The 15,180-nt window shown below is 44.4% G+C and carries 11 protein-coding genes; 5 read left to right on the forward strand and 6 right to left on the reverse strand.

The genetic code is table 11. The features are described 5' to 3' along the window. Positions 1–66: 66 nt before the first annotated feature. From ACOJRU_RS08015 to ACOJRU_RS08035, 5 genes are all read right to left on the reverse strand, one after another. Complete coding sequence (locus ACOJRU_RS08015) at positions 67–3,132, reverse strand: efflux RND transporter permease subunit (RefSeq protein WP_421134491.1); 3,066 nt, start codon at positions 3,130–3,132, stop codon at positions 67–69. After that, positions 3,119–6,400 carry an efflux RND transporter permease subunit gene (locus tag ACOJRU_RS08020; RefSeq protein ID WP_421134492.1) on the reverse strand — a complete coding sequence of 1,094 codons (3,282 nt, stop codon included), beginning with the start codon at positions 6,398–6,400 and terminating at the stop codon, positions 3,119–3,121. The genes ACOJRU_RS08015 and ACOJRU_RS08020 overlap by 14 nt, the downstream gene beginning before the upstream one ends. A gap of 24 nt (positions 6,401–6,424) precedes the next feature. Beyond that, complete coding sequence (locus tag ACOJRU_RS08025) at positions 6,425–7,501, reverse strand: efflux RND transporter periplasmic adaptor subunit (RefSeq protein ID WP_421134493.1); 1,077 nt, start codon at positions 7,499–7,501, stop codon at positions 6,425–6,427. A gap of 198 nt (positions 7,502–7,699) precedes the next feature. Then, on the reverse strand, positions 7,700–8,095 hold the full coding sequence (locus tag ACOJRU_RS08030; protein ID WP_421134494.1) for an OsmC family protein: 396 nt from the start codon (positions 8,093–8,095) through the stop codon (positions 7,700–7,702). A 13-nt stretch (positions 8,096–8,108) separates the two neighbouring features. Continuing rightward, the gene (locus tag ACOJRU_RS08035; protein ID WP_421134495.1) at positions 8,109–8,978 is read right to left on the reverse strand and encodes a S1 RNA-binding domain-containing protein; all 870 of its coding nucleotides are present in this window, start codon (positions 8,976–8,978) and stop codon (positions 8,109–8,111) included. Positions 8,979–9,043: 65 nt separating this feature from the next. Here ACOJRU_RS08035 and ACOJRU_RS08040 point away from each other — a divergent pair, with 65 nt between their 5' ends. From ACOJRU_RS08040 to ACOJRU_RS08055, 4 genes are all read left to right on the forward strand, one after another. Further along, positions 9,044–9,784 carry a 5-oxoprolinase subunit PxpA gene (locus tag ACOJRU_RS08040; RefSeq protein ID WP_421134496.1) on the forward strand — a complete coding sequence of 247 codons (741 nt, stop codon included), beginning with the start codon at positions 9,044–9,046 and terminating at the stop codon, positions 9,782–9,784. 66 nt (positions 9,785–9,850) lie between these two features. Beyond that, positions 9,851–10,531, forward strand: coding sequence for a 5-oxoprolinase subunit B family protein (locus ACOJRU_RS08045; RefSeq protein ID WP_421134497.1), 681 nt, complete (start codon positions 9,851–9,853; stop codon positions 10,529–10,531). Continuing rightward, positions 10,521–11,459 carry a biotin-dependent carboxyltransferase family protein gene (locus tag ACOJRU_RS08050; protein WP_421134498.1) on the forward strand — a complete coding sequence of 313 codons (939 nt, stop codon included), beginning with the start codon at positions 10,521–10,523 and terminating at the stop codon, positions 11,457–11,459. Before ACOJRU_RS08045 ends, ACOJRU_RS08050 begins: the two co-directional genes overlap by 11 nt. After that, positions 11,456–12,322, forward strand: a complete 867-nt coding sequence (locus tag ACOJRU_RS08055) for an aminotransferase class IV (RefSeq protein ID WP_421134499.1) — start codon at positions 11,456–11,458, stop codon at positions 12,320–12,322. The genes ACOJRU_RS08050 and ACOJRU_RS08055 overlap by 4 nt, the downstream gene beginning before the upstream one ends. A gap of 73 nt (positions 12,323–12,395) precedes the next feature. Here the strand turns inward: ACOJRU_RS08055 and fur are convergent, their stop codons facing one another. Beyond that, the gene (gene fur / locus ACOJRU_RS08060; protein ID WP_421134500.1) at positions 12,396–12,824 is read right to left on the reverse strand and encodes a ferric iron uptake transcriptional regulator; all 429 of its coding nucleotides are present in this window, start codon (positions 12,822–12,824) and stop codon (positions 12,396–12,398) included. A gap of 313 nt (positions 12,825–13,137) precedes the next feature. Between fur and ACOJRU_RS08065 the strand changes: the two genes are divergently transcribed. After that, positions 13,138–15,144: a methyl-accepting chemotaxis protein gene (locus tag ACOJRU_RS08065; RefSeq protein ID WP_421134501.1), complete on the forward strand. Its 2,007-nt coding sequence runs from the start codon at positions 13,138–13,140 to the stop codon at positions 15,142–15,144. Positions 15,145–15,180 lie beyond the last annotated feature (36 nt).

Below are 15,180 nucleotides of genomic sequence, written 5' to 3' on the forward strand. Positions count from 1 at the left end.
GTGAGAGCAGCTTGGTTGTGCGCTGCTAACTCCCACTTCTGACGCGTTATGCGTTTAACTTGGGCACTACACACTTACCCATCTTGCAACGCGCCGACGCCCGTTTGCCGTAATACGTTGGGTATGAAAGCGGAGTTTAAGTAACAAAACGTACGCGAGAGGAACCAGAAATAAACTGGTTAATGTAGAGAACAACAGCCCACCGATAATCGCGATAGCCATTGGTGAGTAGGGAGGACCGTCTCCACCAATTCTTGTTGTTCCCATAGCAAGCGGCACCAAACCTAATACTGTGGTTGCTACCGTCATCAATATCGGACGAATTCGAGATACTGCGCCTTTAACTACCGCGTCATAGAGTTCTACGCCTTCTTCAACCAACTGGTTGATTCGGTCAACCAATACAATGCCGTTATTTACGACAATGCCCATTAATATCAGCATACCAATCATGCCCATTACAGACATGGCGGTACCGGTTATCATAAACGCCCAAAAGACACCGGTAAATGAAAACAGTAATGACGTAATCACCGACGTTGGAAGTACCAGCGACTCAAATAATGCCGCCATCACTACATAGATCATACACAGCGCAAGTAACATGTTCATTTGCATAACCGCATTCGCTTCATCTTGACGTGAGAACCCGCCATCAAGTGTCCAATGGTAGCCCGTAGGCAATTGAATATGATTCAGTGCTTGCTCAATTCTCTCTCTGGCTTCTTCCATTGTTGTTTCTCCCTCTAGGTTTGCGCCAATATCTAACGCAGTCTGTCGGTAACTCCGGTTTATCTGAGAAAGTTGCTGAGCCACCGTGAAGTCGGCAATCATCGATAATGTAATGGATTGTCCTTGGTTAAAGCCAATATTAATATTCTTAAGGGCCTGTAATGACGATTGAACATCACTACCAAACTTTAACTGTACGGCTACTTCACCAGCATCACCATAGCGAAATGTGCGCAAATTATTACCACGTAACGCAGTAGCCACTAAACGTGCGACTTCGGTGATTTGAATCCCAAGACGATTGGCTTTTTCTCTGTTTATCCGAATTTGAATTTCGTCGCGCTTCGCCCCCGTATCAGCTTTCACATCTTCTAATCCCTCGATATTACTGAGTATAGGGATAATCTGTTCTGATATGTCGAGCAGCGTTTCTGAAGATTCCCCAAGAAGGGTGACTTTTACGCCGCCGCCATTTCCACTCTCCCATTGAAACGAAGGGCGGGCACGAACAAACGATGGCATGTCCTCGCGAATTGCTTCTTTTATCTGTCCCACACTCATAGATAATTCGTCATTAAGCGTAATGCCACTGATGGCAAACCCAGGGGTAAAATAGGTATAGACTTGCTTTATATTAAAACGCGTTTGGTTTTCGTAAAGGTAGGCCTCCATTTTATCGACGGTTTTTTCTACCTCATCAAGCGTATAATTTTGCGTAAGATGGTAATTAAGCCAAATGCGCTCTTGATTATTGTTCCCCTCGTCGTCCGAAGAGACCACCTGCATTGGAATCACGGTAGAGCATAAAATCATCACGGCGATAAGCGATGTTTTTCCCTGGTTTTGTAATACCCAATTAAGTATTTTGCCATAAGAGCGAATATATTTAGGCGATTGCTGGTTATTACTCGTTGGAATGTTGACCTTGGTGGTAAGCAGGGGAATAAGGGTTTTAGCAATAAACAAAGAGGCGAACAACGATATACAGATAGCAATAGCCACATGCTCTAGAAACACTGTAACATCAATTTTTACGCCTACAATATTAGGAAGAAACACAATCGCTGTCGTCGCAGTGCCTGCAATTACCGCTAGACTTACTTTGTTTACGCCAGATTGCGTTGCCGTTGCAATGTCGCTATCTTTTTGGCGCTCTTGAAAAATACTTTCGGTAATGACGACAGCGTTATCCACCAACATCCCTACTGCAAGCATTAAACCCATTAACGATAAGATATTAAGCGTATACCCTAATAAATACATCACTCCTAATGTGATACAAATCGAAAAAGGCACAGAAAGCACTACGATAAGGGTGGTCGTAAGCTGACGCAAAAATAAATACAACACGACAATTGAAAGCAAAGCACCTAACAAGCCGGCACTGAGCAAATCTGATAGCGAGGACGTAACACTTTTTGCTGTGTCGTCCATCACGAACAGATTAATACCGTTAAACTCAGGGTCAGCCTTTGTCTCATTGACCACGCGCATTACTGCCTCTGAAACTTCAACTAAGTTGCTGCCTGACTCACGAAAAATATTAAACCCTACAGCGAAGGTTCTGTCTAAGTGACGCCCTTCGTTGCGTTCTGGCAACTCGTAGCTAATAGCAGCGATATCATCCAATGTTACATTCGGTGCAACCCACATATCTCTAAAATCATTAACGTCGGTAAATTCACCATGCGGATTGACCAATATTTTCTCACCGTTGTCATACATATAACCCGCGGTTAAAGAAAAATTAGCGTTATTTAGTTTTTGCTGAAGGGCTTGCGTGTCAATGCTGTATGCTACAAGACGTTTAGGATCTAATCGAATTGTTATCTGGCGTTTCATGGTGCCGTAGAGCTCGACTTTAGATACGCCGGGAACGCGCTCTAATGGACGCTTTAAGTTGCGCTCTAAAAGATCGTATGCGTTTGATAAATCGCGATCACTTGATACTCGCAGTTGGAAGATTGGCATATCGTTGGTGTTAAATTTATACACCATAATACGCTCTACATCGCTTGGCAGAAGATGCCGTATCGCATCTATTTTCTCACGCGCCTCTATACTCTTAGCCTTTAAGTTTTCATCCCAGTCAAACTCGACCACAATCTCGGCTCTATTATCATAAGAGCGTGCACGAAGGCGCTTGATACCTGACATGGTCGCAATCGTTTCTTCCACCGGCCTGGTGATCATATTTTCAATCTCAACAGGTGATGCATCAGGGTAGGGGATCTCTACGACCATCTCTGGGATATCTATCCCTGGAAACTTTTCAAGGGGAAGCATACGTCCCGAGACAACCCCAAAAAGTAGCATTGAAAGAAACACCATGCCGATCGTGACGGGGCGAGCGAGCGCAAACCGTGCGAGGCTAGCCCCTAATCCGTTAAGCTTTTTCATAGGCTGCCTCCGGTGCAGTAGTGTCTACTTTCGTGTCGAATAAGCTGTAGAGGACGGGCAGTAAAATGAGTGTCAGTACGCTGGCAAACAGTAATCCAAAAATGACGGTAATGGCCATAGGCGTTCGAATTTCGGCGCCTTCGCCTACACCAAAAGCCATAGGAAGCAGCCCCAATACGGTAGTGAGCGTTGTCATAATGATAGGGCGCAATCGTGTTTTCGCAGCCTCTACAATGGCGCTATGTTTGTCCATACCGTCGCGACGGAGTTGATTGATTCTATCGACCAACACTATGGCATTGTTCACAACAATACCGCACAGCATGATAAGACCAATAAATACCACCACGTTTAACGGCGAATTGGTAAGGTAAAGGCCATAAACCGACCCTGCACCCGCCAGCGGTACGGCAAACAAAATAAGCAGGGGGTGCAGTAACGACTCAAACTGAGAGGCCATGACCAAATAAACCATAAACACTGCAAGGGCTAGAGCAAACTGGAGCGAGCGAAAGCTATTTTGCATATCTTCGCTTTGGCCTGTTACGTCTGCTTTGATTGACAGGGGTAAAGAGGCGTTATCCAATACGTTATTCACAACATTAACGGCTTCATCAAGTTTTCCTTGTGCCAAGTTTGCTGAAATAAGCGCTACGCGCTGTTGGCCCACGCGGGTAATTTCGCTTGGACCTACGCTCATGAATACATCTGCCACTGCACTCAGTGTGACGGGGTTCGCAGCGCCTGGGTTGACGACAATATTGCGAACATTTGCCATATTGTTGCGTTGGTTTTCTTGCGTTCTCACCAATACGTCAACTTTTCTATCGTTAATGCTGTATTGGGTTGCTACCCGACCGCCAACTTTAGCAGCGATAAGGTTTGATACTGTCGATGCATCAAGCCCTAAGCGAGACAACTTAGCGTGATGAAATGCTATTTTCAGTTCTGGATTGCCGGCACGAATACTGGTGGTTATATCAGCAAAATTATTGTGCTCAGCAAGCTTTTCAGCCACCTTGTCGCCATATTGCTGTAGTTGGTTTAAATCATAGCCCTTCAGTTCAACTTGAATAGGCGACGCAAACGTAAATAGTGCAGGTTCGCTGAACGTAGCTTGCGCATTGGGGAATTGATACAGCGCATCACGAAGTAGCGCTTTTGTGGATGCGATGCCGTCGTTATTGACACCCGCTTTCATCACGACATTCAGCCGCCCCCAATGATCGCCGCCTTGATTCACCGAAGCACTGATCAAACTGCCTGTGCCCGACATCGCATAAGTACGTGCTACATTGTCGTCTTGTTGAATAACGCGAGATAAGGCGGTTAGCGTATTATCTGTTGCAGATAGCGGTGTGCCCGCGGGAAGCGTCACATCAACCGAGAACTCGCCTTGTGAAAGGGTGGGGATAAGTTCCATACCCAACTTAGGGACCAATACCACAGCACCTGCTGCTAAAACCACTGCACAGATAAGCACTGCCGAGCGTGCACGCAAACTTACAATAAGTGCCTTGTTGTAGAATGTAGAGAGACCATCAAATGCTTTATTAAATACCCAAATAATAGGGCGAAAAGCATAAGATAAACCTTTAGCAACGATATGCCAGGCACCAATCACGAGCGTGATGAATGCTGCGGGTAAAAAGACAAATACAATACGAAGTACGATGCGAACGGGTAAAGTAAGGTAATACAATGCCTTGCCAATCCGCGTGGTAGGATGCACCTTTTTTGTATGCATGAAGGTATCTTGGTGAGCAAGCGTCTGTTTTTTATGTCTGCGAGCCATTGCAGGAATAAGCGTAAGCGCCACAACAAGTGAAGCGGCTAGCGCAAATGAAACCGTAAGAGCCTGGTCTCTAAACAGTTGCCCGGCAATTCCTTCAACGAAGATAAGCGGAACGAATACGGCCATTGTTGTTAAGGTTGATGCGACAATAGCACCAGACACTTCTTTGGTACCGGTGCTTGCTGCGTCGTTCTCTTGTACCATGTCACGGTTATGCTTTTTGTGGCGATCAATGTTCTCAAGTACCACAATGCTGTTATCAACTAGCAAGCCAACCGTCAATGCGATACCACCTAAACTCATCATGTTGAGACTAATATCGTAGGCGTACATAAGATTAAACGTCGCAATCACAGATACAGGGATAGAAACTGAGATAATAACGGTCGCCCAAAAGTCTTTAAGGAAAAGAAACAAAATAAGCATTGCCAAAAGGCCGCCAACAACGGCTGCCGATTTAACGTTATCTATCGCTTGTTTGATAAACACGCTCTGGTCATAGATTTGCGATATTGTGTATTGTGCTGGAAGACTATTTTTTACTTCTTCCATTCGACTCGCTACTTTCTGTGCTACATCAACAGCATTAGCATCGCCTTCTTTATAAATAGCGATTTCAACGCCTTCACTGCCGTTAAAGCGTGTGACGACATCGCGGTCTTTATAGGCACTTTCAACCGTGGCTAAATCTCTAAGCTGAATGTTTCGGCCTTCAAAACGCCCTATAAAAAGGCTTTCTATTTCCGCTAAACTTTCAAATTGGTTAAGTGTTCTTACTAAAAACGCTTGTGCATCACCGTCCACTCGTCCACCAGCGGCATTAATATTTTCCGCTTGTATTCGTTCGATGATTTGCGTGGTAGAAATAGATAATTGGCTTGCTTTGCGCTGGTCGATAAGGACGTGGATTTCGTTTTCAAGTCCTCCACCAATACGAACGGCCGCTACACCCTCAACAGATTCAAGCGCGCGCTTGACTTGCTGTTCGGCATAAAGGCGCAAACGCTTCATTTCTGCTATCGATAATGAGGTTACTTGCTGATTATCGGTTAGGCCTAGTTTGATAACAGGGTCTAACGATGGATTGAAGCGCAATACTCTTGGCTTATCAATATCAAGAGGAAGCCTTAAAACGTCTAACTTCTCTCGCACCTCCAAACTGGCAAAATCCATATCAGTACCCCATGCAAAAGAGAGTACGACATCTGATTGCCCAGCCCGTGAGGTGGAGGTTACTTTTCTTACGCCTTTTACTACCCCAATGGCCTCTTCAATTGGCTTAGAAACCAACTGCTCGACTTCAGCAGGGGCTGCGCCGTCGTAGTCGGTCCGAATGGTTAGGGTAGGGTAAGACAAATCTGGTAACAGATTGACGGATAGGCGTCCTAGCGACACCATGCCGAATAAAAGTACGGCAAAGGTAAACATAGACACAGCAACGGGCCGCTTTACGGCAATATCAACAATACGCATGAGGCTCTCCTTAAAACGTGCGAGTTAGCTGTTTACAATGTCAACAGGTGCTGCATCTTTTAAGTTTTGGTGTCCCGCAGTAACCACGGTTTCATCACCATTTAGCCCACTGATCACTTCAACAATATCGTTTTGCTCGAACCCGGTTTCGACCATTTTTTTATGAACGACACCGTTTTCTACTACAAACACGCTGTGATTGTTGTCTATGGTAACCAGTGCTCTGCGAGGAAGAAGGGTCGCATCTTCATGATTCGCATATTGCAGTGCGACATCAGTAAACATGCCTGCTTTTAGGCGTTCCTCTCGATTAGGAATGCTAAGCGTTACTTTAAATGTGCCGGTTGTCGCATCAATGACAGGGCTGATGCGCTCAACGCTTGCTGACATCTCATGATTACCCAATGCAGCAACCTTGAGTGTAGCAGTTTGTCCTACGGCAATATTTTGAAGCTCATTTTCGGGAAGATAAATGATGCCCTGTAAGTTTTTTTGTTGAACAATATGAAACATTCTTTCGCGTTGAAACGATTCTGTTAAGTTGCCAACTTTAGCACCTCTTGAGGCAACATAACCGCTGATAGGGGCTGTTATCGTTGTTTCTTGTAAATCTAGTTCAGCTAGCTTAACCGACGCTTTTGCTGACTCATACTGAGCCACCAATTTGTCATATGTATCATCGCTTACCAGCTTTTTGGAATAGACTTTATTGATTTTCTCTAGTTCGCGTTCAAGACCGGTCAAGTCTGCTTTCGCTTTTGTTAGGTTTAATTCATAGCGGCGGCTATCGAGTCGGGCGAGAACTTGCCCCTTTTCAACATAGTCGCCTTCTTCAACGAAAATGGCTTCAATAATACCGGCAGCGCGCGCTACCACAAAGGCCTCTTCTCGAGCTTCTAGTATGGCCGTTGTAGAGTACGTCGACTGAATACTGCCTTTTGACAGCATTTGCGCCTCAACAGGTATAGCAATAACAGCCTCTTCCTGAGACACCACGGTGTCAACAGCGTCGGCGTCTGAACAGCCCGTGAGTGAAACAGACAGTGCTAACAAACTACTGCTGATGGCGAAAGTGCGAAGCGTGCGAAATGAATTTTCCATGGTCAAATACCTAAACGTTATTTTTCGTTATATTAGTAATGACCAACAGATAGCATCAAATATGCCAGTAACATTCACATCGAATAATATCTTTTAAAATCAATGTTTTGCAATGATATTATAATGCAAATAAAAAAAGGCTAACAACCAGTGTTAGCCTTTTTCACTAAGAGGTGGCGAATAAGCCTAATGGTAAGTCTATTCAACTAAAGTATAGCTGGTAGTGATATCTACTTTTCCCGTCAGCATTAACATGACTGAGCAATATTTTTCAGCAGATAACTGCACTGCGCGAGCCAATGCTTTATCGGTAATCCCTTTTCCCGTAACCGTGTAATGGGCGTGAATAGAGGTGAAAACGCGAGGGGGCTCATCTGCTCTTGTTGCATCAAGATCGCAAACGCAATCTTCTATTGCGAATCGGCCTTTCTTTAATATTTCAACCACGTCAACACTCGAACATGCGCCGGCTGCAAGTAAAACTGACTCCATGGGCGATATTGCGTTTCCGCTACCGTCCATTACCGTTTCATAACCTTTATCGGTTGAGCATTTAAAAGAGAGATCGTTCTCCCACACCACTTTTGCTTTCATGGGGCTTTTTATCCTACGTTTTAATTAAACGAACTGCATCAGGTGAAATCGTGATTTTCTTCTGTTTATAAAGCGCGCCAAGTGCTTTCTTATACGCTGCTTTACTTACGTTAAAGTGAGTATAAATTGCATCAGGCGGACTTTTGTCTGTCAACGTTGATACGCCACCGTGCGCTTCAAGATCGTCAAGAATAGCTTGTTGCAATGTATCTCGGCCCGCTTTGTCCACGCGCTGTAATACCACATCTATTTTACCGTCTTCTCGGATATGCTTAATAACGCCTTGCGTCGCATCTCCAATTTTCAAGGGTTTAAATGCATCACTGTTAAAAATGAGGCCCAAAGACGCCTCGTTAATAACCACTTTAAAACCAAGATCTGACTTTGCGTATACCAAGCAATCAACAAGGTCTCCCTCGTTTAAATAGGCGTTGCCCTCTTTTAAGAAGTAATGCAGCTTGGTCGCCCCTAGAATACGATTGGTTTTTTCATCAAAGAAGGCATGAACAACATAACGCATACCCGGGTCGACGGGATTTGCCTGATAATCGATGGGCATCAACAGGTCATTATCTAACCCCCAATCGAAAAACGCACCAAAGTGTGTCGCAGAAACCGCCTTTAATACTTTAACTTCACCTACCTGAATTAAAGGCTTTTTAAGCGTTGCGTACAAATCGCCACGTTGGTCTGCTGCAACAAAAACATCAATCAGTGCACCGTCACTTAACTCACTTTCAACCTCATCATGAGATAGCGTAACAGTGGGCAATTCATCATCTGAGTAGATGTCATCGACATTTTCGCTGCATGGTGCCAATGCATAGCCAAAGGGGTATTGCGCAACCACGCGAAGGGTATTAATTTTTCCGATATTTATCATTAACGCTGACTTTTTAAAAAGAACAGGTAACATGATATCGGATTACACGTAAGAGCTAAACCACTATGAAATTAAATTGCGATTTAGGCGAAGATTTTGGGGCATGGAAAATGCCTCTCGACAGTCAAATTATGACCGTCATCGACCAAGCAAATATTGCATGCGGTTTTCATGCTGGCGACCCTTCGGCGATGAAAGAGGCACTGTCTCTTGCTGCTGAACATAGTGTTGCTGTTGGCGCGCATCCGTCGTATCCCGATTTACAAGGGTTTGGTCGCCGGAGTATGAAAATGGCTAAGCAGGAATTAACAGCCTGCATTCAATATCAAGTAAGCGCGTTGCAGGGGTTGGCAGACATTATTGGTACCCATGTAAGCTATGTAAAACCGCACGGCGCGTTATATAACGACATGATGCAAGACACTGGCATTCTCGAAACCGTAATGGAAAGCGTAGCAGCAATGTCCAGTGAAACGCATAGCCTGGTGGTGCAAGCCCACCCAGACAGTGAAAAAGTGCGCACGTTAGCCAAACAGTACGGAATATCACTGCTGTTCGAAGCGTTTTCAGATAGGCGTTATACCGACGAGGGCTACTTACAAAGCAGGGCAATAGCAGGGGCTGTGCTTAGCAAGGAACAAGCGTTTGAACAGTGTGAACGTTTAATTAACGAGGGAGTCGTGATCACGACGTCGGGAACACCACTTACCCTCAATGCAGACACATTATGTGTGCATGGCGACACAGCCGGTGCGGTCGATATTGCTTTACTAATAAAGGCGCTACTAAATAAAACGCCATTGTAAAAGTTGAAATGCCACAATGTAGCGTGAATTTGACATAGAAAAGACAGAAAGGAATGACATACTCTTATGCAACCGTTTGGTAATGTAAAACAGATTGTCCCAGCAGGTATTGATGGGCTGTTGTTTTACTTCAATGGGCCGTCGCTTGATGCGGCCAATGCTCAGTGTTTGCAGTTTTGCGACACGCTTGCGTCTGCCAATCTAACGTGGATAAGAGAAGTTGTTCCTGCTTATGACTCGGTATTGGTTGTGTTTGATGCAATTAACGTAGACAGCCATTACGTGTATGGGGCTTTATCGTCGCTAGCAACGGTAACGAAGTCTTCATTTGAGGGGCACAGCCATACGCTTCCCGTTTGGTATGGCGCAAACGATGCTAACGATTTATCGCTGGTGGCTACGCAAACCGGGTTATCTGAAACTGATGTCATCACGTTGCATACCAGTGTGGAATATTGTGTATATGCAGTAGGTTTTGCGCCGGGTTTTGGATATATGGGCAGTATACCAGAAGCGCTGTCGTGCCCGCGATTGGCAACCCCAAGAAAACGGGTACCCGAAGGTGCGGTAGCCATCGCTGATAGACAAACCGCGGTGTATCCGTCAGTGTCACCCGGTGGCTGGCACTTATTAGGGTTATGTCCATTGCGCCTTACCCGAGGGCATGATGCGCTGCTAAAAACCGGAGATAAGGTGATATTTAAATCGATTAGTGAAAAAGAGTTTATCGCGCTAAATGAGTATTAATATAATTACACCTGGCTTGATGAGTATCATCGTTGATATGGGTCGAGTTGGGTATCAAAGCGCAGGCTATTGTCAGTCAGGACCAATGGATGAAGACGCATTTTTCTGGGCTAACTATCTCGTTAAAAATACTGCGGCAACACCTTGTATTGAAGCCTTAGGTGAAGTGACTGTCGTAGTGAACCACAATGTTTGCGCAGCGATAACGGGCAAACAGGTACAAGCAACCATTAACGGAAATGCATGTCCCGTATTTGAGACGTTGATGTTGAAGGAGGGAGACTCGCTCACTTTTGGTAGTCAAACGTTAGGGTGTAGGGCCTATTTGTCTTTGGGTGGTGAGTGGGATGTACCACTATCAATGAACAGTGCATGTTGCGTAGTTCGCGAGGGAATTGGCGGTCTAAATGGCAATGGCAATCCACTGTTAGCAGGAGATAGCGTAACATTGGTAAATCACCGTATTATGCGCAACGAGCGGTGTATAGAACAAAGGTACCAACCCGATTATACCCTCGATAAGCCTATTACGGTGGTACCTGGCTATCAATTACGTGATTTTCCTCGCGCTTCACAATATGTTTTCACTACTAGCAATTACACGATAACTCAGGACATAAGCCGAATGGGGTATCGTTTATCTGGCGCACCGGTAATGCACAATATAAGCACTATGCGCTCTGAGGCTATCCACTTAGGTGCAGTGCAGATCCCGCAAAGCGGCCAACCTATTGTTATGATGAGAGACAGGCAAACGCTAGGCGGCTACCCCAAGCTAGGGTGTGTAAGCCCCGTTGATATCAATCGACTGGCGCAGGCAGCGCCTGGTGACGCTATAACATTTATGTTTAATGATAAAGAAAATGAAAGGGCAAGGTTTTTACTTCGCCAACATAAACGCCTCAAATTAGCTGGAGATAATGTATGACAGTGGCATTTTTAAACGGTGATTATCTACCATTGTCCGAGGCAAAGATCTCGCCAATGGATAGAGGTTTTTTGTTTGGTGATGGTATTTATGAAGTGATCCCAACCTATGATGGCCGCCCTGTAGGCATGAAAGGCCACACAGAGCGTATGAACAACGGTCTTAATGCCATAGCAATAAGAAATCCGTACAGCGCTGAACAATGGGGCGCGATATTAACTACGTTGATAGAAAAAAATGCATCACAATTCCCCAGCGGTAACATCGGGGTGTATTTTCATGTCAGTCGTGGCACAGACGTTAAACGGCACCATGCTTACCCTGATAATATTGCACCGACGGTATTTGGTTTTGTGTTTGAAATTACAGGGCCACAACCCGCTGATAAATCGGCGGTAAAAGCGTTTCATGTGGCGTTAGAAGAGGACAAACGGTGGCAGCGGTGTCACATAAAATCAACGTCACTGTTAGGCAATGTCATGCATTTTCAAACAAGTGCAGACCAAGGTGTTAACGAGACCATTTTGCATAATGAACAGGGCTTTATTACTGAGGCCAGTGCATGCAATGTATTTATGGTTAAAGATGGTGTGATTTATACGCCCCCTCTTAACCACCAACTATTACCGGGCGTTACTCGTGCTATTGCGCTGCGTGCTTTCGAAGAAGCTGAACTTGCTGTACAGGAACGCTGGTTCAGCGTCGATGAATTACTCAGTGCCGATGAAGTGTGGTTATCGTCGTCGAGTAAAGAAATCGCCCCAGTCACCCGAGTGAATGATACGTTGATTGGAAATGGACAAGTAGGTGATGTATGGGAAAAGGCAATCAATGCCTATCACCGTATAAAGTTCATCGCTTAGCGTTTGGTGCATAAAAAAACAGCCTGCGTATTAGCAGGCTGTTCTTGAAAACGTGTGTGTATAACGCCAAGGCTTAGTCGTCAACGTTGTCACAGTTGCCATCAGTACACTCACCATAGAGGTACAAACTATGGTGGGTTAATTTGATGTTGTGCTGTTTAGCAATGCGTTCTTGTCGCTCTTCAATAATATCATCTTCAAATTCGATAACTTTACCGCACTTAAGACACACTAAATGGTCGTGATGATCTTTATGGCTAATTTCAAAAACAGACTTGCCACCTTCAAAGTGATGACGGTTAAGAATACCCGCGTCATCGAACTGATTTAGTACGCGATAAACCGTTGCCAGGCCAATTTCTTCACCGTGCTCGATAAGAATTTTGTATACGTCCTCGGCGCTAATATGTTGGTTTTGTGGTTCTTGCAGAATTTGCAAAATTTTGAGGCGCGGAAGCGTAACTTTAAGGCCCGCTTTTTTTAGTTCTTTATTCTGATCCATTACAACCTACTGAGAACGATTAATCACATGATGTGGGTATTATAGGTAACTCAACAGGATTTAAAAGTAAAACCGCGTATTCTTAGTTTTGACCGGGCCGGAATGCACTTAATCGATTTATATTTTAATACGTTACCTGTACTGAAGCCCTTATTCTATGTGGACTGACCAGTATGTAAGTATAAGTAATACCTAATGATTAGTTTTTAAAATTAAAACTTTTGATGCATTGAATTAACATCCTGTTAAACTAAAATGATAGAACGCCGACATAGAAAATGTAACGCTGTTTTCAATTTCAGCGGAAGTATTCATGCAGTTAACAGTGATTAATAAAATTAAGCTAGGCTTCGGTCTTTTTGGCTGCTTGCTCTTAGTAACCAGTGTGCTCTCATATTTTGGCTTGAGCGATATTCGCGTATCTGCTGAAGACGTAGTCGAGCGCAAAATGCCTGTCCAAACCCGCATGGTTGAAGTGAAAACTGAAATTTTGTCGCTATCGGTTATTACCGCTAATGGATACCATGAAGATTCGCTAAATGCATTGGGGCAAAATAAAGCCCAGTTTGATTCACTTTCAGCGTCGTTTGTTAATGACCTAGAGGGCCTTAGAAAGGCAATGCCTTCAAATTCGATGGTGAAAGACGCCGTTGAAGCCAGCAATAATTACGTGACAAAAAGTAAAGCGATGTACAACGCACTTGAATCACGTATGAAAGTGCAAATAGAGGTAGCTACAAAATTAGAAGAAGTGCTATCTACTGCCGATGAGGCGAGTGCTTTGATGCTAGATTTATCTTATCTTGACACGCGCGACCCTGGTATCGAAACGCTTATTGGTACGGGAACTAACATCGATAATAAACTTCTCACGATGAATGAAACGTTCAGCGAACTTGCGACTAACAATAACGCTGAAACCACACAAAACATTGTTGACGATTTACAATATCAAATTAGTAATTTGCAGGTGGATAAAGACTACTTAAACAGGCTTGCCGTCGGTGTAGATGATGGCGGAACGGTTGACATGTTCAATGAACAATTCGACTTATTACTATCACGCTTAAACGACAGCAACGGTTTGATTGCCTTACAGCAGCAAAAGTTGGCGTACATCGCCGATGCCAGCTCTAGTCGCAGCGAGGCGAAGGACGCCCTTGAAGCGTCGTTATCGTTTATTAATACATTGTTTGACAAAGTGCAGGCAGAGTCTATTGCCGGTCAAAACGCTATTTTAGAGTCGGTTCAAGCAAACTTATTAAAAAATCTAATCGTGGCTTGTATAGGGCTAATTGCCGCTATAAGTCTTGCAGTCGTAGCGACCCGTAGTATTGCGCGACCACTTGGTAACATCAACAAGGGGTTGACCCAATTAAGTAAAGGCGATTTAAGCCATAAGCTACCTGAAGACGGTAATGATGAGTTTTCAGCACTTTCTGCAAAAGTGAATAGCTTAACCGATAGTTTACGCGAACTTGTTGGAAATATTTTAGAACAAGAAAAGCGCTTAATTGAGATTACCAAAGAGAGTGTCTCCTTGGGTGAAAAAAGCTTACGCGATGTTGATGAACAGCGCGAACAGGTCACTACAACCTCTACTAATACTCAGCATGTGCAAGACACTAGCCGTAGTAATTTAGTGCAAATTAACGATGCGATGAACGCACTTCGCCATGTTACCGAGCAAAGTACCGAAATTGGTATGCTGGTGGAAAAGAGTAGAAATCAGGTAAACAACCAGGCCACGCAAGCAGACGCTTCGGCAGAAATTATCAACAGACTTGATGAGAACTCTCGAAGTATCGGCAGTATTCTAGACGTAATTAAAACCATTGCGGAACAAACGAACCTACTTGCGTTAAATGCTGCTATTGAAGCAGCAAGAGCGGGAGAACAGGGCCGTGGGTTTGCCGTGGTTGCTGATGAAGTAAGAACGTTAGCTAACCGCACACACGACTCAACAGAAGAAATTGAGACCATGATTGGTAACTTGCAAAAAGATGCCAGTCAGGCGGTGAAAGCAATAAGAGCGGGTAGAGAGCAAGCACAGAAGGGCGTTGAAATAACGCAGTTAGTGTCTACGCAAGTTGAAGGCATCAGAGAAATTATTGCGCGTTTAAGTACCATTAATGAAAAAATTGTATCAGACACCGAGCAACAGGACGTATTGCTGGCAGATGTTGCGTCAAGCTTGAATAGAATTGTTGATTTAGCCGATTCTAGTGCGCAAAGTACAAGACAGTCTAATGAGTCGACCATGATGTTAGATGCACAAACTGAAAGCCTGAGAAAAGCCGTTGAGCGCTTTCACTTATAGGCCATACTGCAAAGTTAATATAAAAATGCCGCGTAT

Origin of the sequence: Alteromonas algae, from assembly GCF_049117195.1 — a bacterium.
Classification (GTDB): domain Bacteria; phylum Pseudomonadota; class Gammaproteobacteria; order Enterobacterales; family Alteromonadaceae; genus Alteromonas.